Origin of the sequence: Mycobacterium montefiorense, from assembly GCF_003112775.1 — a bacterium.
GTDB lineage: Bacteria > Actinomycetota > Actinomycetes > Mycobacteriales > Mycobacteriaceae > Mycobacterium > Mycobacterium montefiorense.
In genome coordinates, this window is record NZ_BFCH01000002.1 from 135,195 (window position 1) to 158,889 (window position 23,695).

General features: G+C 62.9%; 28 protein-coding genes. 18 read left to right on the top strand and 10 right to left on the bottom strand.

The window, feature by feature from the left end; translation table 11 throughout:
- Positions 1–312 precede the first annotated feature (312 nt).
- The 5 genes from DB708_RS01660 to DB708_RS01680 all read left to right on the top strand — a co-directional run bounded on the left by DB708_RS01660 (position 313) and on the right by DB708_RS01680 (position 3,392).
- Complete coding sequence (locus tag DB708_RS01660; protein WP_108920211.1) at positions 313–777, top strand: GatB/YqeY domain-containing protein; 465 nt, start codon at positions 313–315, stop codon at positions 775–777.
- Positions 778–827: 50 nt separating this feature from the next.
- The gene (locus DB708_RS01665) at positions 828–1,814 is read left to right on the top strand and encodes an LLM class F420-dependent oxidoreductase (RefSeq protein ID WP_108920212.1); all 987 of its coding nucleotides are present in this window, start codon (positions 828–830) and stop codon (positions 1,812–1,814) included.
- A gap of 28 nt (positions 1,815–1,842) precedes the next feature.
- Complete coding sequence (locus DB708_RS01670; protein ID WP_108920213.1) at positions 1,843–2,397, top strand: type 1 glutamine amidotransferase domain-containing protein; 555 nt, start codon at positions 1,843–1,845, stop codon at positions 2,395–2,397.
- A gap of 96 nt (positions 2,398–2,493) precedes the next feature.
- A complete protein-coding gene (locus DB708_RS01675; RefSeq protein WP_108920534.1) occupies positions 2,494–3,186 on the top strand; it encodes a HemK2/MTQ2 family protein methyltransferase in 693 nt (230 codons plus the stop codon).
- Positions 3,183–3,392 (top strand): CDGSH iron-sulfur domain-containing protein, encoded by a 210-nt coding sequence (locus tag DB708_RS01680; protein ID WP_108920214.1) that lies wholly within the window; start codon positions 3,183–3,185, stop codon positions 3,390–3,392. Before DB708_RS01675 ends, DB708_RS01680 begins: the two co-directional genes overlap by 4 nt.
- Here the strand turns inward: DB708_RS01680 and DB708_RS01685 are convergent.
- The 6 genes from DB708_RS01685 to DB708_RS01710 form a co-directional block, all read right to left on the bottom strand.
- On the bottom strand, positions 3,385–4,404 hold the full coding sequence (locus tag DB708_RS01685) for an iron-containing redox enzyme family protein (protein WP_235616576.1): 1,020 nt from the start codon (positions 4,402–4,404) through the stop codon (positions 3,385–3,387). The two genes, DB708_RS01680 and DB708_RS01685, sit on opposite strands and share 8 nt — an antisense overlap.
- A gap of 64 nt (positions 4,405–4,468) precedes the next feature.
- Complete coding sequence (locus tag DB708_RS01690; protein WP_108920216.1) at positions 4,469–6,706, bottom strand: SpoIIE family protein phosphatase; 2,238 nt, start codon at positions 6,704–6,706, stop codon at positions 4,469–4,471.
- A complete protein-coding gene (locus DB708_RS01695) occupies positions 6,703–7,329 on the bottom strand; it encodes a SpoIIE family protein phosphatase (RefSeq protein WP_108920217.1) in 627 nt (208 codons plus the stop codon). The genes DB708_RS01690 and DB708_RS01695 overlap by 4 nt, the downstream gene beginning before the upstream one ends.
- Positions 7,322–7,732, bottom strand: a complete 411-nt coding sequence (locus DB708_RS01700) for an anti-sigma regulatory factor (protein ID WP_108920218.1) — start codon at positions 7,730–7,732, stop codon at positions 7,322–7,324. Before DB708_RS01700 ends, DB708_RS01695 begins: the two co-directional genes overlap by 8 nt.
- Complete coding sequence (locus tag DB708_RS01705) at positions 7,722–8,111, bottom strand: STAS domain-containing protein (protein WP_108920219.1); 390 nt, start codon at positions 8,109–8,111, stop codon at positions 7,722–7,724. Before DB708_RS01705 ends, DB708_RS01700 begins: the two co-directional genes overlap by 11 nt.
- Positions 8,112–8,133: 22 nt before the next feature.
- Complete coding sequence (locus tag DB708_RS01710) at positions 8,134–9,012, bottom strand: STAS domain-containing protein (protein WP_108920220.1); 879 nt, start codon at positions 9,010–9,012, stop codon at positions 8,134–8,136.
- Between the two features lie 159 nt (positions 9,013–9,171).
- Here DB708_RS01710 and DB708_RS01715 point away from each other — a divergent pair, with 159 nt between their 5' ends.
- Entirely contained in the window at positions 9,172–9,540 is a 369-nt protein-coding gene (locus tag DB708_RS01715) for an STAS domain-containing protein (RefSeq protein ID WP_235616577.1), read from the top strand.
- A gap of 2 nt (positions 9,541–9,542) precedes the next feature.
- On the opposite strand, the gene DB708_RS01720 is transcribed toward DB708_RS01715, so the two are convergent.
- From DB708_RS01720 to DB708_RS01730, 3 genes are read right to left on the bottom strand one after another with little or no spacing between them, the layout of a single operon-like run.
- The gene (locus tag DB708_RS01720; protein WP_108920222.1) at positions 9,543–10,553 is read right to left on the bottom strand and encodes a hypothetical protein; all 1,011 of its coding nucleotides are present in this window, start codon (positions 10,551–10,553) and stop codon (positions 9,543–9,545) included.
- Positions 10,554–10,563: 10 nt separating this feature from the next.
- Positions 10,564–11,880, bottom strand: coding sequence for a Dyp-type peroxidase (locus DB708_RS01725; RefSeq protein ID WP_108920223.1), 1,317 nt, complete (start codon positions 11,878–11,880; stop codon positions 10,564–10,566).
- Positions 11,880–12,440, bottom strand: a complete 561-nt coding sequence (locus DB708_RS01730) for a hypothetical protein (protein ID WP_108920224.1) — start codon at positions 12,438–12,440, stop codon at positions 11,880–11,882. Before DB708_RS01730 ends, DB708_RS01725 begins: the two co-directional genes overlap by 1 nt.
- 144 nt (positions 12,441–12,584) lie before the next feature.
- Between DB708_RS01730 and DB708_RS01735 the strand changes: the two genes are divergently transcribed.
- Complete coding sequence (locus DB708_RS01735; RefSeq protein WP_108920536.1) at positions 12,585–13,085, top strand: DUF6328 family protein; 501 nt, start codon at positions 12,585–12,587, stop codon at positions 13,083–13,085.
- On the opposite strand, the gene DB708_RS01740 is transcribed toward DB708_RS01735, so the two are convergent.
- Positions 13,086–13,760 carry an HAD family hydrolase gene (locus DB708_RS01740; protein WP_108920535.1) on the bottom strand — a complete coding sequence of 225 codons (675 nt, stop codon included), beginning with the start codon at positions 13,758–13,760 and terminating at the stop codon, positions 13,086–13,088.
- Between the two features lie 160 nt (positions 13,761–13,920).
- On the opposite strand from DB708_RS01740, the gene DB708_RS01745 reads away from it, so the two are divergent.
- The 11 genes from DB708_RS01745 (at position 13,921) to DB708_RS01795 (ending at position 23,681) form a co-directional block, all read left to right on the top strand.
- Positions 13,921–14,220: a hypothetical protein gene (locus tag DB708_RS01745; RefSeq protein WP_108920225.1), complete on the top strand. Its 300-nt coding sequence runs from the start codon at positions 13,921–13,923 to the stop codon at positions 14,218–14,220.
- Positions 14,221–14,365: 145 nt separating this feature from the next.
- Entirely contained in the window at positions 14,366–14,668 is a 303-nt protein-coding gene (locus DB708_RS01750; RefSeq protein ID WP_108920537.1) for a DUF4193 domain-containing protein, read from the top strand.
- 24 nt (positions 14,669–14,692) lie between these two features.
- Positions 14,693–15,073 carry a thiol-disulfide oxidoreductase DCC family protein gene (locus tag DB708_RS01755; RefSeq protein WP_108920226.1) on the top strand — a complete coding sequence of 127 codons (381 nt, stop codon included), beginning with the start codon at positions 14,693–14,695 and terminating at the stop codon, positions 15,071–15,073.
- Positions 15,045–16,424 carry a cytochrome P450 gene (locus DB708_RS01760; protein ID WP_108920227.1) on the top strand — a complete coding sequence of 460 codons (1,380 nt, stop codon included), beginning with the start codon at positions 15,045–15,047 and terminating at the stop codon, positions 16,422–16,424. The genes DB708_RS01755 and DB708_RS01760 overlap by 29 nt, the downstream gene beginning before the upstream one ends.
- An 844-nt stretch (positions 16,425–17,268) precedes the next feature.
- Complete coding sequence (locus DB708_RS01765) at positions 17,269–18,294, top strand: 3-oxoacyl-ACP synthase III family protein (protein WP_108920228.1); 1,026 nt, start codon at positions 17,269–17,271, stop codon at positions 18,292–18,294.
- A gap of 98 nt (positions 18,295–18,392) precedes the next feature.
- The gene (locus DB708_RS01770; protein WP_235616580.1) at positions 18,393–20,198 is read left to right on the top strand and encodes an HAD-IIIC family phosphatase; all 1,806 of its coding nucleotides are present in this window, start codon (positions 18,393–18,395) and stop codon (positions 20,196–20,198) included.
- Positions 20,195–20,416 (top strand): acyl carrier protein, encoded by a 222-nt coding sequence (locus tag DB708_RS01775; protein ID WP_108920230.1) that lies wholly within the window; start codon positions 20,195–20,197, stop codon positions 20,414–20,416. The genes DB708_RS01770 and DB708_RS01775 overlap by 4 nt, the downstream gene beginning before the upstream one ends.
- Complete coding sequence (locus tag DB708_RS01780) at positions 20,413–21,189, top strand: 2-oxo acid dehydrogenase subunit E2 (RefSeq protein ID WP_108920231.1); 777 nt, start codon at positions 20,413–20,415, stop codon at positions 21,187–21,189. The genes DB708_RS01775 and DB708_RS01780 overlap by 4 nt, the downstream gene beginning before the upstream one ends.
- Positions 21,179–21,895: a 4'-phosphopantetheinyl transferase family protein gene (locus DB708_RS01785; RefSeq protein ID WP_235616581.1), complete on the top strand. Its 717-nt coding sequence runs from the start codon at positions 21,179–21,181 to the stop codon at positions 21,893–21,895. Before DB708_RS01780 ends, DB708_RS01785 begins: the two co-directional genes overlap by 11 nt.
- Before the next feature lie 281 nt (positions 21,896–22,176).
- Positions 22,177–22,965: an alpha/beta fold hydrolase gene (locus tag DB708_RS01790; protein ID WP_235616582.1), complete on the top strand. Its 789-nt coding sequence runs from the start codon at positions 22,177–22,179 to the stop codon at positions 22,963–22,965.
- On the top strand, positions 22,962–23,681 hold the full coding sequence (locus tag DB708_RS01795) for a thioesterase II family protein (protein WP_108920233.1): 720 nt from the start codon (positions 22,962–22,964) through the stop codon (positions 23,679–23,681). The genes DB708_RS01790 and DB708_RS01795 overlap by 4 nt, the downstream gene beginning before the upstream one ends.
- The last annotated feature ends 14 nt before the right edge of the window (positions 23,682–23,695 follow it).

Below are 23,695 nucleotides of genomic sequence, written 5' to 3' on the forward strand. Positions count from 1 at the left end.
GCCGGCAGGGGGCCCGTAACCCGGCGGGGGACCGTAGCCGGCAGGGGGCCCGTAACCGGGTGGTGGATCCCCGTAGGCGGGCGGCGTGCCATACGCCGGTGGCAAGTAGCCGTCGGGCGGCGGCCCTCCCGGCGAGGGACCAACCGGATAGCCAGGCGGTAGCGCGGTCACCGTGTCCAGCAGCCGTCGTCGTAGGTCATGGGCTCCATCCTGTCGGCGGTCGGGGCTTTTCTCAATCTTCCCCGGTTTCCGGTCCCGCCCCGTTGGACTGCGCAATCTGGGCACCGTTGGGGCGCGTAGCGTCTGTAGAGCATGGCGGAATTCAAAGCCCGGCTTCGGGCGGACCTGACCGGGGCGATGAAGTCCCAGGATAAGTTGCGGACCGCGACCCTGCGGATGTTGCTGGCTGCGATCCAGACCGAGGAAGTTTCCGGCAAGCAGGCCAGGGAACTCTCCGATGACGAAATCCTGAAAGTGCTGGCCCGGGAATCCCGCAAGCGCGGTGAGGCCGCCGAGATCTACACGCAGAACGGTCGCGGCGAGCTCGCCGCGACCGAGCACGCGGAGGCACGGATCATCGACGAGTATCTGCCCACGCCGCTTAACGAGGCCGAGCTGGCTGACGTGGTCGACACGGCCATCGCCCAGGTGGCTGAGGCGATCGGCGAGCGCCCAGGTATGAAGCAGATGGGGCAGGTCATGAAGGCCGCGGCCGCGATCGCGGCCGGAAAGGCCGACGGCTCCCGGCTCTCGGCGGCGGTCAAAGAGCGGCTTTAGGCGCGCGCCGCGGGCGTTTGCGTCCGTTCGTCCCGGGTATCCGGTCTGCTATGACCAGGTTCGGATACACCTTGATGACCGAGCAGAGTGGTCCCAAAGACCTTGTGCGGTACGCGGTTTCGGCCGAGCAGCGCGGGTTTGATTTCGAGGTCTGCAGCGACCACTTCTCCCCGTGGCTGACGTCGCAGGGGCATGCCCCCAACGCCTGGGCGGTGCTGGGCGCGGTAGCACACGCTACCGAACGGGTGGATCTGTACACCTATGTGACGTGCCCGACGATGCGGTACCACCCCGCGATCGTCGCCCAACAGGCCGCCACCGTGCAGCTTCTCGCCGACGGGCGGTTCACGCTCGGGCTGGGCAGCGGGGAGAACCTCAATGAACACGTCGTCGGTAAGGACTGGCCGACCATCGAGCGGCGCCAAGACATGCTGCGCGAAGCCATCAAGATCATCCGGGAACTGTTCGGCGGCCACCTGGTGAACTTGCGTGGTGACTACTTTCAGGTGGACTCCGCGCGACTGTGGGATGTGCCCGATGTCCCGGTCGGCCTGGGCGTTGCGATCAGCGGGGCGAAGAGCGTCGAGAAATTCGCCAAGCTTGCCGACCATCTGATCGCGGTGCAGCCCGACAAGGGCCTGGTGGACTCCTGGCATGTCTCCCGGCAGGCCGCCAACGGCGCCGAAGGCGGGCGGGTGATCGGTCAGATACCGGTCTGTTGGGACCCCGACCGGGACGCGGCGATCGAGCGCGCGCATGACCAGTTCCGGTGGTTCGGCGGGGGTTGGGCCGTTAACGCCGATTTGCCGACACCGGCCGGCTTCGCCGGGGCGACGCAGTTCGTGCGTCCCGAAGATGTGGCCGACAGCATTCCCTGCGGCCCGGATCTGGACGCGATCGTGGATGCGGTCCGGCCCTATTGGGAGGCCGGCTTCACCGACATCGCCCTGATTCAGATCGGCGGGTCGACGCAAGATCTGTTCCTCAAAGAAGTGGCGGAACCCTTGCTTACGGCGCTGCGAGCGGCATCGCCCTAACCGCGCGTTTGACCGCGAAGGAGAATTAATGCCAAACGAATTGCAAGGCAAGGTAATCGCCATTCTGGCGGCTGACGGCGTGGAAAAGGCAGAGCTCGAGCAGCCGCGCGCAGCAATGAAACAAGCCGGCGCCCGGGTCGAAGTCCTGTCGTTGAAGGCAGGCGAAATCCAGGCGCGCGAGCACGATCTCGAACCTGCCGGGCGATTCACGGTCGACCGTGTTGTGGCGGACGCTTCGGTGGAAGAGTTCGCCGGTTTGATACTGCCGGGCGGCACGGTGAACCCTGACAAGCTGCGCAAGGACCCGACCGCCGTCTCGTTCGTTCGCGACTTCGTCGGCTCGGGAAAGCCGGTCGCAGCCATCTGTCACGGGCCGTGGACGCTGGTGGAGGCCGGTGTGGTGGCGGGGCGCACGCTCACGTCCTATCCGAGCATTCGCACCGATCTGCGCAACGCCGGCGCGCACGTCGTGGATGAGGAAGTCGTTGTGGACGGCAATTTGATTACCAGTCGCTCTCCGGCGGACCTGCCGGCATTTTGCGCGACCGTCATTAAGCAATTCGCGCACGCTACAACGAGTTAAGTCGCCGGCGGGCATGGCCGGCGTTTCAACACACTGTTTGTGGGCATTAACACGACAGGCCGTGACCAGCACGGCGATCACCCGAAAGGCCCACTGTTGACCAGCACGTACCCGGTTACCGCCGACATTCTGGATGTACAGACGGTGTATCAGCCACAAGATGATTCCCGATTGCTGGTTAGCGCAATGCAATACAGCGGGATGATCCCCGGTCGTCGAGTCCTGGATCTGTGTACCGGAAGCGGTTATGTCGCGATCGCCGCTGCCGAAATGGGTTGTGCCAGCGTCACGGCCTTCGACATCTGTCCACACGCGGTGCATTTCAGTCAGGGCAACGCGATCGTCGCGGGAGTCGATCTCGATGTCCGGGAAGGCTCGTGGATCGCGGCCATGACCTGCGCACCATTCGATGTGGTGGCGGCCAACCCGCCCTACGTGCCGACTCCCGCGGAGGACGACATCGACATGGTCTCGCCGGGAGTGGGCCCGTCATGGGCGTGGAATGCGGGTTGCGATGGGCGGCGAGTGTTGGACCCACTCTGCGCGTCGGCGTCAGACCTGCTGTGCGCCGGCGGATCTCTACTGTTGGTACAGTCCGCCTTGGCCGGGATCCACCGTTCGCTGGACTGCCTTCGATCGACCGGATTAAACGCCGAAGTCGTTGCTTGCAAACGAATTCCATTCGGACCCGTGCTGACTCAGCGGGCGGCCTGGCTGGAGCAGGTCGGCCTGGTGCGCAGCGGCTGCCGGGAAGAGGAGCTGGTGGTGATCCGGGCGGACAAACCATGACAAGCACCCGGGTGCGGGTGGTACCTAAAGGACCGATTCTGGTATCGGGGCCCGTGCGTATCGAAACCGACGGCGGCGGTGTCGTCGAGTCCGACCGTTTCATGGTGGCCATCTGCACCTGTGGACGGAGCAAGGAATACCCGCTATGTGACACCAGCCACCGGCGCTGCCGGCACGTCGAAGATGTTGGCTCAGCGGCTAAATGAGCGGTCGGCGCAGCGACGTCCGGCCCTGCGTCCAGGACTCCATGATTTTGTCCGCCAGGCGATCTTCGACCGCTGTGAAGGCGCGCATCCCGAAAACGATGTCGCGGTCCAATTTTGGTTCGCGGGCGACGAGATCGCCCACTACGTCGATGCGCACCACTTGTTCGTGTACGGCGTCGGCCTCGACGTGCTCACGATAGAACCCGACACAGGCCGGTGGTGCGCCCATCCGCTCGAGCGCCTGGGCCATGCGCCGTGAGCCGGGAGACGACGTGATCTCCGTAGCGGTGAAATGCCCGATCGCCGCGCCACGCAGCCAGCGGTGCAGGCCGAACAGCGACATCAGATTGACCACTGCGAGCGCTTCGGCAGGCACGTCGTCAAGGTAGCCCAGATAGGTCGAGTCCAGATCGGCCGCCGTCAACAGATCCGCGAAGAGCTGCTGGTGTATTCGGTGGCCAAGACCGGCGCCGTACTCGTCGAACTCGACCGCCACGAATGCCGCCTTGGCACCGCCCGTCAGCCGGGGAATGGCCCAGGCATGCGGATCGCCCTCCTTGAGGTGATACATCGACCGATGCACGAAGTATTCGCGCATCTGCTGCCAGGTCCCGCTGTCGCGCAAGTAGTACGACGGCCCGGTGCCGTCGCCGGGTTCGACCGAAATCGCTGCCATCTCCGCCGCCGAGGTGCGGCCGGGTTCGATCGGGCCGACGTCGCGGCGCACGCCCGCCAAAAAGGCGCGCTCGAGTTCGGCGCGCAGCCTCAGCAGGTCGGGGTTCCACTCCCAGGTGGGATCCACTCCCGCAAAACCCCGGTAGTGCAGCTCGTAGCACATGCACAGGGCCAGCTGCAGGTCGAGGCCGTAGGGATCCGAATCGCCTACCGATGCCCCGATGCGGGCCAGATGATCCCCGGACGGCGGCCCGGCCAACGCGCGATGCACGGCCGTCGACAGCGGTCCGTGCGCTGCCGGTAGGGCGGGTTCTACAGTTGTCGACGCTTGAGTCACGTCGGTGGAGATACCACGAACGGGGTCCCCGCAAACGGTGTTCGCGGCGTCGGACCGGCGCTTTCTAGCGGCCACCGGACCAGTCATCGACCCCTATGGGAGCTGTCGGTAGCCGGAAGGTGATGTCGACGATGGTTCCGGTTGGGCTGCTGTCGATTTCCATCGTGTCGCTGATCGCGCGCATCAGGATGAGGCCCCGCCCGCTGTTGCCCGGGTTGACCTTTGGCGGTTTCCAGGATCCTTGGTCGGTGACGCGGGCGCGGACTTCGCCGTCGACGGTTTTGACTTCGAGCAGTGTTGTCCCGAGACCATGCCCGCGGTAGGCATGTTCGACGCAGTTGGTGCACGCTTCGTTGGCGACCAGCACGATGTCATCCACCAAGTCGCGCGGGACGTCAGCGGCCCTGAGCCAATCGGCCAGCCGATGCCGGATGGTAGCCAATTCATCTGCGATAGCATGTGTTTCGATTCGCAGTGGCGCCAGCTGGTGCCGGTATATCACCATCGCCACATCGTCATCGTAGCCCGTTGCCGGGGAAAGCTCGCGAAGCACCACGTCCGCGACGGAGTCCAGCGGCGAAGTCATCGTCTCCAGCAAAACGTCTGCGGCGCGGGTTATTCCGTCATCAAGCGACTCGTGTTTGCGTTCTACTAGTCCATCGGTGAACACCATCAACGTCGAGCCGGATGACAGCCGCCGGGAGATTTGCGGGCGAGGTTCGTCGCGAAGCACCGCCAACGGCACCGACCGGCCGTCATTTAGGACCGAGGTGCCTGAAGGTCCGGCGAGCACCGCAGGCATGTGACCGGCGTTGCTGTACTCCAACACTCCGGATTCGGTATCCAGGATCGCCAAAAACACGGTGGTGCAGTACGCATTCGGAATGAGCGATGCCGCCAGATCGAGTTGTTCGAGCAACAATGCGGGTTGGGCGCCGTTAATCAACAGCGCGCGTGCCGAGCTGCGCAGCTGACCCATGATCGCGGCGGCCGGCAGACCCCGGCCTACGCAGTCGCCGACGACGATGCCGATGCGATGATCGCCGATCGGCAGCACGTCATACCAGTCACCTCCGATCTCCAACGGTGGTACCGCGGGCTCGTAGCGCATCGCGAAGCCCGGCGGCGGCTCCATCGCGGGCAGCAGCGCACGCTGCAATGTCAGCGAAGTTTCGCGGGCACTTTCGAATTGGCGAACATGCTGCATGGCCAAACTGAGATGACCGATCAGCACCGTGACCAAGAGCCGATCCTCCGCACTGACCCAGCGCGGGACCCCCAGCTCCATCCACAAGGCGAGGTCTCCGGTGCCGGAGAGCACTGCGACCAACCCATGTGCCTTACCGGGTTTGTTGGGCCGCTCAATGGTCTTAGCCGTCAGCGGAAGCTGTTGGCGCGCATCCTGAAATGTGTCGCGCAACCAGGGATCCATTCCGCGCCAAGTCGTTTCGTCCGGCTCACCCGCCACCTGCACGGTGGGCTCGCCGTCGCCGGCCGGCCAGGTCACAGCGATCACACGCTGTACGCCGATCGCGGTCCGGCATTCGTCGAGGGTGATCGCCAGTAGCTCGGATACGCTCTTGGCCACCGCCACCGCGGTGGCCAGGCGCAGGACAGCGCTCTCCCGGGCGGCGAATGCGCGTTCCGCGGTGACGTCGCGAATCGTTCCCACGTACACCGCCTCGTCGGCGTCGCTCGCTTTGACGGCATTGATGCTCACCATCACCCAGGCCAGATGGCCGTCTCGATGCCGAATCGGTGTCTCGTACTGGGTGCCGCCCTCGCTGCGGACCCGGGACTGGTGTTCTCGCGCAGTCTTCTTGTCGACCAGCCAAGGGTGTGGCCACCGGTAGGGCAAGCCCTCGGTGGGGTAGCCGAGTATCTCGATGAAGGCGCTGTTCATCTCGATGATCGAGCCTTCGTGATCGGCGACGAAGAAGCCCTCCTGCAACGAATTAACCAGGGCGGTACGGAATTTGTCCCGGTCGGCGAGGCCGTCGGCACGGGCACGCTGCTCCGCGTAGCGCTTGGTGCCGTCGAGGAATCCTCGGGTCGCGACGTCGAGCGGAGCTAGCGTCTGCAATAGAAATTCCAGTGCGACCGGTGCGTCAACTTGGATGTCGGTGGTCAGCTCGAGGACGAGCCGGACGTGGTGCTCGATGATGTCGAGCATGCTGATTTGTTCTTGCAACGCCCGGCGTCCGAGTTCGTGGGCGACGGCCAGGATGTTATCGTCGCGCGCGTCCAAGTAGGTCCGCAGCGCGGCGATGTACTGAGCGTGAAATTCGGCCGCTTCGGTCATGTCGAGGTCCCCCGGTGACGCGCGGCGAGCACCATCGCGTCGTCGGTTTCTTTCGCATGTTTACCCAGAATGTGGTCGGCTATCACCGCGGCCGATGCGGCGAAGTCGATGTGGTCCAGGTGATCCTCGGCGATGCCGTCGCTGGTCAGGACGATCAAGTCGCCGACTCGAATTGAAACAACCTGTGCCGGCCTGATTTCCGGGATGCGATAGCCGACGATGCCGGCGGCAAGGCGCGCACTGGATCGGATGTGGACACCGGTCGCATCCTTGGAGACGAGGTTAGCGCCGACATTTCCAACCCCGGTCCAGGTGAGCGTTTTGGCCGCGAAATCCACCCGCGCCAGGGTCATTGCGACTCCTCTGGTCCCCCCCAATACCCGGTGGCAGAGCTGGATCAGGACCTCGAGGCGCTCGCCGGCGGCCCGCTGCACTGTCTCGACGGCACGGATCGCGGCGGTCGCGGCCGCAGGTCCATGACCCAGGCCGTCGACCACACCGAACAGGGCGGCATCGTCGTCGATGCCGATCGCGATCTTGCGGTCGCCGCTGGTGTTCTCACCCGGGAGGGGACGCCCCGCATTCGCCCACTCGATGGGGCCGAGTCGACCGTTTTCACGCACGGCCGGGAACCCATTTCCACATTTCGATCACGGTTCCCTTGCCGAGTGCGGATTCCACGATCAGTCGGTCCATCAAACGGCGCGACCCGGGCAGCCCCATGCCCAACCCGCGCCCCGTTGAGTAGCCGTCTTCCATCGCCCGCTCGATATCGGCGATGCCCGGACCGTCGTCCTCGGCGCGAACCACCAGCGCCTCGCGGCCGTCACGCTCGGTCACCGCGACCCGCACGGTGCCCCGCCCCGCGTAGCTGGTGATATTTCGCGCGATTTCGGAGATCGCCGTGGCGATCATGGTGACGTCGGTAAGGGAAAACCCGAGTTCTAGTGCGAGCTGATGTCCTGCTTTGCGGGCTTCGACGATGTCGTCGGGATTGTTGATGACGACGACAATGTCACACGCCACCGTCGCGCCCGATCGTCGGTTTCCCTACTCCCCGTTGGCGATTCAGCAGGGCAAGGCCCTCCTCAAGATCCAACGCGGTATTCATGTCGTCGAACGCCAGGCCCAGTTGCACCATCGCAAAGGCCACTTCTGGCTGCAGGCCTACGATCACGGTGTCAGCGCCGCGCAGCCGGGTCATGTGTGCGATGGTCCGTAGCGACCGGGCGGCGAATGAGTCCATCACATCGATGGCGGTGACGTCGACGATGATGCCCTGCGCGCGGAATTGGCTGACCCGCTCCATCAGGTCATACCGCAGCCGTTCGGCGTCCGAGTCGGACAGGGCGGCCTGCACCGACGCGATGAGAATCGAGCCCTGTTTCAGGATGGGTACTGGCATACGGTGTCCGTGCTAGTTGTGCTCACCCGGTCAGCTCGCCGGTGCGCGTGACTTCGTAGCCCAGCAGGCGCTCTGCTTCTTCGATACCACCCTGCAGGTCACCGACGGCGTTCATCTTCGACAGATCCAGCCCGATCGTCACCAGCGTCAGGGCGATCTCCGAAGACAGACCGGTGATGATGACACTGGCACCCATCAGGCCGGACGCGTCCACCGTCTGCACCAGGTGGTTGGCCACCGTGGAGTCGATGGTCGGCACACCGGTGATGTCGATGACGACGACCTTCGCGCGGTTGGCTCGGATAGCTCTCAACAGCTGCTCGGTGACCTGGCGGGCGCGCTGACTGTCCAGCACACCGATGATCGGCAGAATCAGGAGCTGCTCGCGCACCTGCAGCACCGGCGTGGACAGTTCGCGGATCGCCTCCTGCTGCTGGCGGATGATGCGCTCGCGTTCCTGCACGAAGGACACGCCCACGGTGTTGGCGATGCGGTTGGCCGCCGGTTCATAGGCATCGAGAACGCGGTTGAGCATGTCGAAGTCGGTCTGATACTTCTCGAACAGCGAGCGAGCCAGCACGTCACGCAGCAGCAACACGATGCCGAGCACCTCGTCGGTTTCCACACCACGCGGAATGATGCGCTCGGACAGGTCGCGGGCGTAGTCCTGCAGCGCCTCGACGCTACCGGTCTCGAGCACCTCGACATAGTTGTCGTACACGGCGGTCGCTTCGGAGAAAATCTCCTCGGGCGTCATCGCGGTGAGTAGTTCCGCCTCGGTGATCCTGCGGGCCCATTCCTCGCGCAGATTGGTGCGGTTCTGCCGCAGGTGCTGCACGAGCTGCGGAAGAAGGCCTTCACTGGAGATACTTGCGGTGGTGACGGTGCTGGAATCTGACATCTGGCCTCCCGTGTGCCACGTCGCGCTCCGCAGTGCGCAGGTTCTTTTGCGAGACTAGCCTGATTGGACGCCGGGCAGGTGTTGAGGTCTTCTTCTTCTCGCAGTTCGCACGGCAGGTTAGGCTTGCACCACATTTAAGGCCCAGACGAAGGATCACCATTGTCAGCTCCTGATTCGATTACCACGTTGGTCGCGGACCACGATGGGGTGTCCGTGGTCAGTGTCAGCGGTGAAATCGATTTGGTCACCGCTCCGGCCCTGGAGCAAGCGATCGGTGCGGTCGTTGCGGAAGGGCCGACGGCGCTGGTCATTGACCTCTCCGGGGTGGAGTTCCTCGGCTCGGTCGGGCTGAAGATTCTGGCGGCGACCTACGAGAAACTCGGCAAGTCCGCGGAGTTCGGCGTGGTCGCGCGGGGTCCCGCGACCCGGCGCCCGATCCACCTGACTGGTCTGGACAAGACGTTTCCCTTGTATCCGACGCTGGACGACGCATTGACCGCGGTGCAAGACGGCACACTCAACCGCTGACGTCAGCGCATCCGCGAAACGTTGCGCCAAAAGCTCACCAGGCTGTCGGTGCCGCCGAACAGTGTCGTGAAGTTCGTCGAATCGACCAGAACGATGTCGCCGGCGCGGCGGCCGCTGGGCGGCATCCAGATCAGCGCATTGAACTCGGTGTTGCCCGCGGCGGTGAACGGGTGGGGCCGCGTCGGATCGACGCGTTGACGGCCCAGTACACGTAGGCCATCGCTTTCGGGCGCCGTCAGCTCGTAGTGCGGTAGGTGCGGGTGGAAGTTGAACGTCGTGACGTTGTCGAGCAGCCGCGGTGTGTCTAGATCCCGGAACCCGGTCAGCGGTGCGATCTGATTGGTGCCCTCGACGACTGCCGGCCTCAATCCCCAGGTGTTGTGGACGGGAACATGCAGCGCCTTCATCAGGGAGCGGGTGTATTTACTGAACCGCTGCTGACGGGGCACCAGCGGATCGCCGTGGTGCAGGTACTCGATCTGACGCTGCTTCGCGTCGTCGGTGAAGCCGACATCGTGATGGGGTGCCAGCAGCAGGCAGCTGCCTTCCCGCTGTAGCCAGGTCTCGATCGCGGCGATCTCTTCGGGGTGGGCCTCTTCCTGGGCGAGTAGGTGGTCGAGCCCGAACACCATCAAGGTGTCGGTGTCGGCCAGCACCCGTTCATCGATGGGCAGGTGGTAGCCGGCCTGGTCGATGCGCTGGAAAACCGCGACGGGATGACCGGTCAGTTCACCGGCAAGCTCCTGGAAGTGCAACGTCGAGCGGTGGAACAACTCCAGGGTTCCGGCGATGCCTTGCAGAAAGTGCGCCTGGTCCCACTCCGCGGTCTCGTAGTTCGGCCAGGCCACCCTGCGGACTTCGGTCATCGTGGAGAACCGGTTGTCCATCGCGGCAGGATCACGCTGGGCTTCCCACGGATAACTCCAGGTCCAGTAGATGCTGATGCGACGGTGCCCCGGCGTGCGCTTACGGGGAACGTGGGTCTGGTTGTAGGTGCGTGCGGGCGTACTCATGGTGTCTCCACTAGGTGAGCGTGGCCAGGTACCGGAGGCCGTTGAGGCCCGGAAGGAAGAAGTAGGCGCCACCGGTGAGCGTGGTGAAGGCGGGCAGACCCTTGAGAACCTTGCGGATCGGCCGCTTCGGGATCTTGAATTCCATTGTGCCGTCCTGACTTCCGCAGATCGGGTCGTGCTCGTTGCCCAACTCGTGGAAGTTTCGGTCGTTGATCCACACATTCTGCGCGAACTCGAATTGGCGCACCAGGCTGGCGCAGATGATGAATGCCGCGATGCCCCGGTCCACACCGTCGTCGTCGGCGCCTTCGGCAAGGGCCTCACCGTAGGTCGCGCCGCGCCGGATCATCCGGCGCCGGTTCATGTTGACGGCCGTGTCACGGGGGTTCAGCCGACGGATGTGGGATCCCAACGGCACGGCGTATCCGAACGGGTCCATCTCTTTGTAGTTGAAGTCGTTGTTACGCAGGGGATCCGCGCCGAGCTCGGGGTCGTCTTGCTTGGGCGCGAGGACCAGCGGCGCGCCGCTTCGCCACCTGCCCATCATCTTCGCGCCAAGAAGATCCTGTTCGCCGGACGTGCCCGCCTGCTCGTCCAGATAGCTACGAAACAAGGCGACGTGCTCTTGCAGGCGCCGGTATGCCATGTAGCTGCCGTTGCGCGATAGCTCCTCTGGCTGTGGCAGATTCGCGACGACGCCTTCCTCGTCGGGATAGCCCAGGATGAATTCTCCCGCCTTCAGCGGTCCGCCCGAGCCCGGTGTCGGCTCTTCGCCACTTCCCTCGATCACCGGCTGCGACAGCCGATCCCGGAAACCGAAATGGTCATGGGCGTAGTCGAACGGCGGCGTCGCGTTCAAATCGAGATATGACAGCACCCGCACCCCGGGACAACGCGAGACAAGCTCGGCGTGCACGCTGGTACAGCGGTGATGCTCGGCATCGTTGCGGGCGAACAAGATTGCGATGGCATGCAGATCATCGGCGGCCAGCCCGCCACCCCAATTATCGGGATGATTGGAGCCGGTGTCGCCCAAGATTTCGGCACGCGCCGCCATACCCTCCCGGAACGCGTCCGGGAAACTTGCCAGCGAATCCTCCGAAACACCCAGTGCCCGTAGGCCATTCCAGGTGAAGGCAAGCGTGATCCACCGATCCTGGCTGTCCATCGTCGCACGGGCATCCAACGCCGATTGGACCTTGTCCACCAGTTCGGCCAGCCACGCCCGGCCGCCGGCAGGGTCGTCGAACGACAGAAACTCGTAACGTCCGGTCATCGCGGGCGTCCGCGTCACCAGGATGTGCTGGATATTGTCGAGGTCAAGCATCACTGCATCTGGTCGAGCATGTCGGAGAACGCGGCCTTGAGCCGCAGCGCCTTCTTGATCTCGTCGGCGGTGACGTACGGGTACTCGCCGTATTCGAGAAAGCTGGGGCATTGGTGATCGCGCACGAACTTGATGAACGCCTCGGGGTTGGTCTGCCAATCCTCGGGAAAGCCCTCGAGATTGGTGAACACGGTGGTGACGCCCGATTGCGAGAACAGCTTGATCGCGTCTTCGGTGTACTTGTCGAAGTCGGTGTCGAAAATCCCCTGGTATTGGAAGTGCAGTCCGGAGCCGACGTCGAACAGTTGCCAGCGCAGATAGTGCAGGCGCAGCGGGGCAAGCAGATCCGGATGTTCGGCGATGGCCGCCTCAATTACCCTGCCATACTCCCGGATTGCTTCTTCGCGGCCCGACTTGACCTTGGCGATGATCGAGAAGCCATAGCAGGCAGGTGTTCTCGGAAAGACGGGGCCGTACCGGCCGCGCTCGAGTTCAAAATATCCAGCGGCGGGAATGGCCATCGCCGCGGGTTTGCTCCACTCGTGATCGGTTGCCGGCATCGTCTTCTCCCGTTGTTGGTCATGTCATCGTTGCACCGCCGCCGGGGCTGTGCATGTTTATCTGTGGGGCAAAATGTCCGGGCTCAGCGTGTGCTGGGCCGTCCCGCAAGCGCGGCGCCGGCGTTCGGTGCGAAGATGACCGACATGGATGTCGACCACCCGGAAGACGACCAACGCTGGGATCGCGGTACGCGTGGCGAAACCGAAACCGAGCGGCTCGACCGCAACTGGAACAGCCTGCTGCAGGAGCTGCGCGTGGTGCAGACCGGAGTGCAGCTGCTCACCGGGTTTCTGTTGACGCTCCCGTTCCAGCAGCGGTTCGACGTTCTCGATCACGACATGCGGATCGCATACCTGGTGACAGTGGGATGTTCGGTGGCCGCGACGGTGCTGCTGATCGCCCCGGTGGGCATTCATCGGCTGCTGTTTCGGCGGCATCGCCTGCAGGTGCTGGTGTCGGCCGCGCACCGGTGCGCCTACGCCGGGCTGGCGTTGCTCGGGTTGGCGCTGACCGGGGTGACGGTCATCATCTTTGTCGCGGTGGCCGGGACCACGGCGGGGTTGACCGCGGGTGGATTAGCGCTAACGCTGTTCGCGTTTTTCTGGTGGCTGTTACCGCTGTCGCTGCGCACCCACGGCACCTAGTCAGCGGCCGGGCGCTAGCGCCGCTATGCGGGTAGAGCTCAGCTGCTTGAGGAGGTCCCGCGCATCGGCGAAGACGGGTGACGCACCGGCCGCCGCCAATTCCTCGTGGGAGGTGCCGCCGCTCAACACCGCGATGCACGGCACCCCGGCGGCCTGGGCGGCATGCGCATCCCAGACGGCGTCGCCGACGAACACCGCGGTCTCAGGCGTCACCGCGGCCCGGTGCAGCGCCACTTCCACGATGCCCGGCTCGGGTTTGGCGGTGTCGACGTCGCGAGACGATGTCGTCGCCGCAATCACGTCGTCGCAATCGAGCACCTTGCGCAGCATCTCGAGGTCGTCGTCGGGTGCCGAACTGGCCAGCACCACCTGCAGGCCCAGATCGGCCACGTGGCGCAACAAATCCCGCGCGCCCGGCAACGGCGCCAGCAGGGGCGAGATCTCCCGGTAATAGCGGCTGTGTGCATCGCTGAGCCGATCCCGCACGTCCGCCGGCGCATCGTCGGAGAGCGCGGCCACCAACTTCGAGCCGTCCATGCCGATGCAGCGGTGGATCTGCCAGGCCGCGACCGATATGCCTTCGGAGTCAAAGGCTCGCAGCCACGCATAGACGTGCAGATAGTTGGAATCAACCAGGGTTCCGTCCACGTCGAAAAGGACAGCGGGTGCTCTCATCGCTGCGGCATACCCGCCTTCGGGTTGGCTGACACGGCGCCGAGCCATTTAGTGGCTGCCAAGCGGCAAATCGCGGTGCATTCTGTGCAGACTTTGAACCAGACGCCCACTCTAAACGTGAATCGTATTAGTGCCGAACACGTTTGGGGAGGAGTCCGAGATGAACTACCCGGTTGACTATGCGCGGACCACGCGTCAGCACGCCGGTGAGTCGCTGAAAAACTCGGCCAATATCCCAGGCTTGGCCGCGGTAGCGGCCGCTGTGACGACCCTGGCTGCTGGCCTGTACCAATTGGCTGCGGGACACGTCCTGATTGGTGTGGTCGCCGCAATTGCGGCCGTCGCCTTCGGCGTTGCGGGCTCGGGCCGGCTGATTGCTGCCCATCGCCACGTTCGCAAGGCCGAACTGCAGCTAGTAGCGATGTGCCGGAACGCCCCGGCACCTCCGCCGAGTAGTTGATCGTGTTCGCTCGCCGGGAATTTTCGTGCGCGCAATTTTCTTCTACTGAACGTGTGTGGGGTGCGCCGGAACGGGGTATCGACACTCGCACGGGGGAGTGCATCGGACGTGCGTCATCCCGGCAGCTCAGCAGGAAGGTATGCCCATGAAGACCGCAAGCGATTACGACGCGCGCCGTGTGAGCGACGTAGAGAACCAGGAGCCGGCCGAGCTACGCCAGCTTGATCCCAATTTGTCGGGGCCAGCCACCGCAGTAGTCGACGAGGACCCCAACGATGTGTACTTCTTCGAGCTGCCCGGCGCGGATTTGTCCGGCGAAGAACTTGCCGTGACGGTGATTCCGCAGCGGTCCGACGAGTTCACGTGCTCGACCTGTTTCCTGGTTCAGCACCGCCACCGGATGGTGCTGTCCAGCTCGGGGCTTCCCGTCTGCACCGATTGTGCTTAGTGCGGTTGGAAATACAATCGAAGGATGCATGGCGTCTTAGTTTTTGACGGCCGATGTGGCATGTGCACACGGGAGGTCAATCGGCTGGCCCGGCTGAACCGAACGGGCATGTTGCGCATCGAACCGATGCAGTCACCGGGGATGGCCGAGCGGCTCGGGGTTACCGGCGAGCGAATGCTGCAATCCGCGTGGTGGCTGGATTCTTCCGGCGCGGTCTTCGCCGGAGCGCACGCGGTCAACGCCGCCCTGGCCGTGGCATTGGGCACGCGCCTGCCGTTGTGGATCTACCGGATCCCCGGCATTGGGGCGATGCAGAACGTCATCTATCGCTGGGTGGCGACACACCGATATCACTTTCGTGGTGTGACGCCGCTGTGTGAGGCCGAGCCCGAGCGATGCGCGTAGTCGCCACCGGACTGGCTTGAACCGCCCACCCGGATTACCCGCGCCGCGCGCGGTACGTGCGGTTTTCGCCGCGGCGTACGCGCTTGCCTATCTGGTCGGCGGTGAGCGCCGAATGCTGCGATTGATACGCCGGTACGGACCGATCATGACGATGCCGATCCTCAGTTTGGGCAACGTCGCGATTGTGTCCGACCCCGAACTGGTCAAGCAGGTTTTCACTGCTGCGCCCGAGGTCCTGCTCGGCGGTGAAGGGGTGGGACCCGCGGCCGCGATCTACGGGTCCGGATCGATGTTCGTCCAGGAAGAGCCCGAACATCTGCGCCGTCGCAAGCTTTTGACGCCGCCACTGCACGGCGCGGCGCTGAGCAGTTACGTGCCGATCATGCAGGAGTCGGCCCGCGCGGCGTTGCGCAGCTGGCCCGTTGACCGTCCGTTCCAGATGCTGGAGGCGGCGCGGTCGCTGATGCTCGATGTGATCGTCAAGGTCATCTTCGGTGTCGACGATCCTGACGAGGTGCGGCGACTGGGCCGCCCATTCGAGCGATTGCTGAATCTTGGTGTCTCCGAGCAGTTGACGGTCCGCTACGCGCTACGGCGCCTCGGCACCTTGCGGGCGTGGCCCGCGCGGACTCAGGCCAATGCCGAGATCGATGGCGTCGTCATGCCGCTGATCGCCCAACGGCGAAGCGACCCCTATCTCGACCAGAAGCTCGACATTCTGGCGTTGTTGATGTCCGCGCGTGGCGATGGCGGAGAACAATTGTCGGACAACGAGATCCGCGACGACCTGATCACCTTGATGCTGGCGGGCCATGAAACCACCGCTACCACGCTGGCCTGGCTGTTCGACCTGCTGCTGCACCATCCCGAAGCGTTACGGCGCGTGCAGGCCGAAGCCATTGGCGGTGGGGAAGACTTCACCACGGCGGTGATCAATGAGACCCTGCGCATACGTCCACCGGCGCCGTTCACGGCACGCGTTGCCGCGCAACCCTTTCCCATCGGCGGCTACCGTATTGAGGCCGGGACGCGAGTCGTTGTCCATATCATCGCCATCAACCGCAACCCGCAGACCTACGCGAATCCGAATGAGTTCCGCCCCGAGCGCTTTCTCGGCTGCCGGCCGCACACCTACGCCTGGGTTCCGTTCGGTGGTGGTATGAAACGCTGTCTAGGCGCGAGCTTTTCGATGCGCGAGCTGATCACTGTGTTGCACACACTGCTGCGCGAAGGCGAGTTCAGTGCCGTCGACGACAAGACGGAGCGGATTGTGCGGCGCTCGATAATGCTTGCGCCTGCGCACGGAACCCGAGTGCGGTTGCACGCCCGGGAACCGCGCACCGAGGAATAATCTGAGTTTCAGGGTTTGCCCGGCAGGTCGGCTCGGGGCGGAGTTCGCTACAGCCCGAAAGCTTGTGTATAACAACAGAAATACCGCGTACATGGTTCGAAATGTGCCGCCGGGGTCGCCGATGGGGCCACGACTACGATCCCCCCTCCTACCCACCCGGCGGGCTGGTGCCGCAGACCGATCGGGTGACTCAGTTTGCGTTGGTGGCGTACGGAATCTGTACTGGTGGCGTACGGAAAGCCAACGACGACGCCGGTCGCGAACCTCTTCCCAATGTATGTTGCATATGTATATAGTTTCCAACTACGCATATCGCTTCCGAGGGGAGATTAATGATGAAGTGCTTCGATCGGTTGCCACCGAGGTCTAGATCCCGGCACAACTCTCGTGCCGTGTGCAGTTTCATCGCAACGGTGTTCGGCGTCATCGGCTAGGTCGCCCCGAACGGCATGTGCCCGCCGGGTGACAGCGTGAACGTCGCCGCCGGACTCTTGCGGTCTGATCGCCGTCCGCAACTTCCACTCGCCTAGCCGCACCATTCGTGCGACGGCGGCGGTGCACTCACATCCGACCGTCGTGCTCGCGTTGTCGAGCATTTTGCGAGCCGGCGACGCGATCATGCGGGGGACCCGCGGGGTCTTCGGCATGACTGTGTCCGCCGGCATCGCGTATTCGTCTACGCCCCAGCTACATACACCGCATTCACCAGCCGCACAACGTATCAGGTGAACCCGGCACCGGAGCCGGGCTGAACGTGGCGCACGAGAACGGGGTCACCGACAGTCACCCCGCCCGCTGTGCTTGCCTCGCCTGCGTTTGATCGCCCTATACCTGCAGAGGAATCATGAGCTACCAAACACACATTCTCAGCATCGGTAGTGCACTACCAGGACCACCTATCGACAACGCCACGTTGTGCAAATCCATTGGCGTACAGCCAGAATGGATCGATCTCTACGTCGGTACCCGAACACGGTATTTTGGCGTCGACATCGAAAGCGGCCGGCAAACCCACTCGCTTGCCGATATGGCAGCTTCGGCGGCAGGTCAGGCGATGAGCCGAGCCGACATCACTCCGGCCGAAATCGGTTTCCTCGTACTCAGTACCGCGACCCCTGACCACCTCATGCCCACCTCCGCCAACCTAGTGGCCGACGCCCTCGGTCTCGATCGTATTCCGACATTCCAGGTGCAATCAGGTTGCTCCGGTGCCATTGCCGCATTCGAACTCGGAGGCCGACTGTTGGACGAAAGCCGTCCAATCGGTCTCGTTATCGGCGCCGACACCTGCACCAAACATTTGCGCCTCGACCGCGACGTGATTTCAGCGATGTCCCCATCCGAACTGATAAACCTTGTGCTGTTCGGGGACGGGGCCGGTGCCGCCGTTCTATCGATCAGCCAAGACGGTGCCCAGTTCGGGGTCACAGCGCTGATCAACAGATTCTGTGGGTTGGGACGAGAGCCTGGTCAGCAGATCGACTGGTTCGGCCTCGCTGACCGCGATCTCGACCAGCCCGGCGTCAACGAGGACTACAAAGCCATCGAGCGGTGGGTTCCTCGACTTTCCCGAGACGTGCTGACCGAATTGATCGCTGACGCGGGCATTGCACGATGTGATCTCGACTATCTGCTGCCACCACAGCTGAGTGGTCACATGACCGAACGTGTCGTCAAACAAATGGAGCCCGCGGAGCACTCGCTGGAAATCTCCGTAGTGGCCGATACCGGCAACAACGGCAACGCCCTTCCCTTCCTTCAGTTGGATGCGCTTGCCACGAAGGCGCGCTCCGGACAACTCGCAGCTGTCGTAACAATCGAATCCAGTAAGTGGATTGAGGGCGGAATGGTTCTGGAGAGTGTGACGTGACACACGACCCAGTGGCTATTGCACGGGCCCTTCGAAATTCACCTCCCGTAGGGGGGCGTCAAGCCCTCGCATCGTCGTTCACCGAAATTGCTTCGCTGTTGACGGACGCTGACGATGACACGCTGCTCCGAACCGGAGTGGTCCTCAAGCATCTCAGCCTGACAGATATTCCGACGTCTGTTCCCGCTGCACGGATTGCGGTGATCGGCACGTCGACCCTCGGCCTACTAGAGGCGCCACTTCTTGGTGCTCTCGCGGCCCGAGGAATCGCTGCGCAGATCGAGTTCGGCGACTTCGGTGGAATGATCGCAGAACTCCTCGATCCGAATTGCCAGATGCTGCATGATGATCCGACTGCTGTCATTTTGCTGCCCGACGGGGAGGCGGCGTTCCGCTACTCTCCGGTCCCATTCACAGTCGAGACGGCGGTAGCCGGCATCAATGCGTTCGTCGATGAGCTCATCTCGGCAATCAATTCTTTTCGTGCGCGATCCAGCACGCCGATCGTGGTGCCGACGCTACTGCTGCCGATGGAGAAGTCTTTGCTCCTCCTCGACATTCCCTCCAGAGCACGACTCGCCATCGCGTGGAATAGCGCGAACCTGCGCCTGCTGGAAGTTGGTACTTCGGTCGCCGGAGTTGTTGTCGTCGACATGAACCAGCTGGCTGCGTATGCGCCCGGAACGGCAACTGATCCGCGCCTCGCCGCGTATGCCCGGTCGTATTTCACCGAAACCGTGTTGTTGAGCTATGCCCGGCAGGTCGCAGCGGTGGTCGCCGCATCACTTGGTTGCACTTCGAAATGTTTAGTTCTCGACCTGGATGGGACTATTTGGGGAGGTGTCCTAGCGGATGACGGACCGCTCGGTGTGGTGAGTGGGGAGGGACGTACCGGGGAGGCATTCGCAGCCCTACAGGACGCAGCGCGACAACTCTCATCGCAGGGCGTTGTACTTGCCATCGCGTCCAAGAACGACTACGAGGCCGTCCAAAGCGCGCTCACCGACCATCCTGGCGTGCGGGTAGGAGTAGAGGACTTCGCTGTCATCGTCGCGAACTGGCACCCGAAACCGGACAACATTGCGCGAATCGCAGAGATCCTCAACGTCGGACTCGAGTCACTGGTCTTTGTCGACGACAACGCGTCCGAACGGGGCGCGGTCCTCACCAGCCATCCTCAAATCCGTACGGTGGCAGCCGATGTCGTCGACCCAGCGCGGACATTGCCGAACCTGCTTCGCGACGGTGCATTCACTTCGCTGCGGCTAACCGATGACGACAGGCAACGGTCCCAGCGCTACCGTGCGGAGGCCGAACGAGTCAACTTCCGCCAGTCCCTATCCTCCGTCGACGACTATCTCGCCGGACTCGAGACCGAAGTAACGATTGCGCCCGCAAGCCATGAGGATATCGACCGGCTCTCGCAGCTCACTCTCCGCACCAACCAGTACAACTTGACAACAATCCGCCTGGATCCAGATGCGGTGAAAGACCTTCTGGCGCGGCCACAATCAATAGTGAAGACCGTTCGCTGCAGCGATAAGTTCAGCGATCACGGTCTGGTGGCGGCACTGTTCGCAGAGATTGACCATGATCGTCTGAAAATTATGAACTTCGTTATGTCATGCCGCGTCCTTGGTAGAGGAATCGAGGTTGCCGCCTTGCGCGCAGTGATCGAAGAAAGCATTAGTCGCGGTGCGTGTAGCGCGGTGGGAACATTTGTCCGAACCGCGAAGAATAAACGCGCGGTTGACTTCTTCAGCTGTTCTGGCTTCGTTGCCGATGCGGCCAGTGCGAACAATCTTGACCGTGTTGGCGCTGTCACGACCTTTCATCGCAGTTTGTCCACGGTCCCCGACCCCGCTTCTCATCTGACGGTGAATATTTCTCAGGAGATACTGTGAATGCCTTGGATTTTCACGAACTTGTCGTCGACGAAATCAGCATCGACATCGAGGTCGCTCACCTCACCACACCACTCGACGACCTTCCTGATTGGGACTCGGTTTACTTACTCAAGCTGGTCACTGCGATTGAGCGAAGAACCGGCAAATCGGTTCCGGTGTCGGCGCTGCTCGACCCAGCGTGCCTCGACGATATTCGTCAAGCCATAGCACCATGAATGCGGCCATCACCGCGGTTCCGGTGCGCCGCAGGCATACACTTGCGTTTTTGCGCGGAATCCGTTCGGCGGCACCGGTCCACCTATCGACCGAAGTGGATGTCTCTGCGCTGGTCGACAGGCGCGAGACGGCGTCACGACGTTACTCATACGTCACTCATGTAGTCGCAGCCCTGGGAGAAACGCTGCGTCGACATCCTGACGCGAATGTTGCTTTCGGCGGATCTTGGTTAATGCCGCGGATCATTTGGTACGAGTCTGTGAACGTAAAGCTGACCCTCGACAAGACGGATCGAAGCGTCCGGCACGTCGCATCAGCCGTGCTGCCGGATGTGGCCTCACTGGACTTAAACAGGGTTCAGGACATGATCGACCGGCTTCGAAACACGCCGGCCGCCGACCTCGACGATCTCGCCGGTTCCCGTCTGCTTGACCGATTACCTCCAGCACTCGGCTGTCTGGCATTCGCCTTGGCTACCCGCCTCTCGAAGCGATCTGCAGTGTTGGGAACGGTCGCCCTGACCAATTTGGGGCATGCGGACGTAGCAGCTTTTCACTCACACGGTGGAACTGCGATCACGATCGGGCTGGGCGCGGTCCGGCACCGTCCGGTGTGCGTGCCGGGCACGGCGGGAGAGTATGTTCTCGCTGCCCGTCCAACGATGCCTTTGAACCTCACCTTCGACCATCGTGCACTCGATGGTGCGATGGCTGCAGAGGTGCTGACCGCTCTAGCCGGAATCCTGCACGCCGGCGGTACTTGTGATCAATGAGGCGCCTTCCCTCCAAGGGAGGGACTATCTGTCGGAGATCACAAACGGCGTGTTCGTCGCACGCGCCGTCATCACCCAGTGGACTGCCGAACCTGTTTCGTATCGTGCGATGGCAGGACTACTCGATTGCGACTATCCGCGGTGGCGAAACGCCCGTTCTGACCGATTCAGAGCTCGTTTCGCCGCAACCCGTTATTTCGCCAAGGCGATGGTGGCAAGCGTCGCCGAAATCGGAATCGAAGATATCGAACTTCGCCGGGGTGCTTTCGGCCGACCTGAATTTTGTGCCCCGCGGCTCACATCCCTATGCGGAGCACGGCCGTATCGGGTGGTAGATGCAAACCTCTCGCACACCGGAGACACCGTAGTGATGGCAATCAGCACGCGCGGAAGAGTAGGCGTCGATGTCGAATCGAGCCACCGCAATCTCGACCACGGTGGATTCGCGGAGGCGATATGCCATCCAGACGAACTGAGTGAATATCTCGACCTGTCGCGATGCGATCGACAGCGAATGTTGCTGAGGCTGTGGACCTGGAAGGAAGCGACCACCAAGGCGATGGGGACGGGGCTGTCGACGCCGTTCCCGTCATTGCATGTCGAGTTTGCACGTGGCGTCGTTGCCGACAGCCGAGGGCAGCAGTGGCGGGTACACGACATGGCCGATGCAGGACACCAGGTAGCGATTGCAACTGAGGTGAAATAGTGCACAGCCTGGATGAACGAGCGAATCTTGTGCGGCTGCACAGTCGCGCGCAAGGCTTGGCGACTGCCGAGACAACGCGGGTATTGAGCCGAATCACCTCGCTCGAGGACGGTCTAGCGGGATGGTCGACAGTATGGTCCCGGGAGGGGGAGCGATACAGGGTCCGCGGTGACCGAACCGGCGCAATTGCCCGCTTCAACCTCGCACGTTTCCCCTTCCCACATACTCCAGACGGTCACGCGGCCCTGCAGCGGTGTATCAGCCTCGCCGGCGACCTAGCCGTGCAGCGCGGCGTAACACGAATCGAGGTCGATGGCTGGGCGGCGTGGCACCTCCCCGCGCCGGATGTCGTCGCGAACCCACGACTTCTGGTGGTCTGTGGCGGCATCGTAAGCATCAAGGAGCAGTGGCTCTCGCTCCTTGAGCTGGGCCGTCGCTGGTCCATGGCGGTTCTACTCACCGAGTTTCCCGGGGTGGGCGAGAACACCACAACCTACAACGCCGATACCGCCCAACGCTTCAGCACCGTGCTAGATGCTGCTGCAAGCCTGCAACGGTTCGACTCAGTATTCGCACTGGCATTGAGTTTTGGTGGCACCATAGCGCTGCGTGCCTCCGGCGACGACCCCCGGATCGGCAGCATCTTGTCTGTGGGGCCGCCGATCCGCAACTTCTTCATCGACCGACAGTGGTGGGACCAGGTTCCCCAGACAACTAAGGACGCGCTTGTCGTAACGACACGTACAACCGCGGAGACTCTTGCGGACACTCTCGTCAAATTCGCACTCACCGCAGATCAACTCGCGGCAGTCAAGGTGCCGGTGACGGCAGTAGCAAGTCTGCGGGATGAGATCGTGCCGGTCGCCGACCTTGTTCTACTGCGATCCGCAGCGCCCAAAGCACGGATCGTTGCATTCGATGACGTACACGGCTCCCCGTGTCATCTTCTGGGCACACGACTACTAACCATCGGCGCACTTGCCGAGTTCATCGTCCCGCGCCGACCGATCGTCAGCTTTATCACGCACGCCGCGCTGCGGCTTCGTAGATCTGAAAGGCCTTTGACATGATTCCTATACTTTGCTTTCACCACGCCGGGGGCAGCGGAGCATCCTTCCTGTCATGGCGGAAGGTCGATGCGCCAGACATCGAAATCATTCCGATATCGCTACCGACGACACGGCCGATCACCGGTCGCAGAAGCTACACATCTGCGACCGCGCTCGTCGAGCATGTCCTGACGAAACATGCGACCACACTGCGGAAGTCGCACGTGCTGTACGGGCACAGCATGGGGGGACTGCTCGCATATTTGCTCGCACGTCGGCTGAACGCTACAAGCGAGTACGCAAACCCTGCAGCACTGATCGTTGCGGCGAGCTGGTGTCCTCGGTTGCGACCCTCGGTGGATATCGACCACATGGACGATGCCGAGCTGATAGCGCTGCTCGAGCAAATCGGCGGCATTCCTGCTGCCCTGACTGACCGTCCTGAGTGGCTGTATCCCATGCTTCCAATCGTTCGCGACGACCTGCGGATGTGCCACCAGTACCGCCACGACCACACTGATGATTCGCTCAACATTCCGATCTATGTCATCGGGGCACGAGACGATCGCCTGGTCTCAGGCGAACAGATCGAGGGCTGGTCCGACATGGGAACTCGGGTCAGCATTGAGTACCAGTCGGGCGGGCACTTCTTCGACGCCGACCCTCAGCAGCTCTGCGAACGGACATTCGCGTTAGCGCGGGCTGCCGTAGACGAAGCGCAATTGGGATTGACCTAATCCCGGATAGCAGA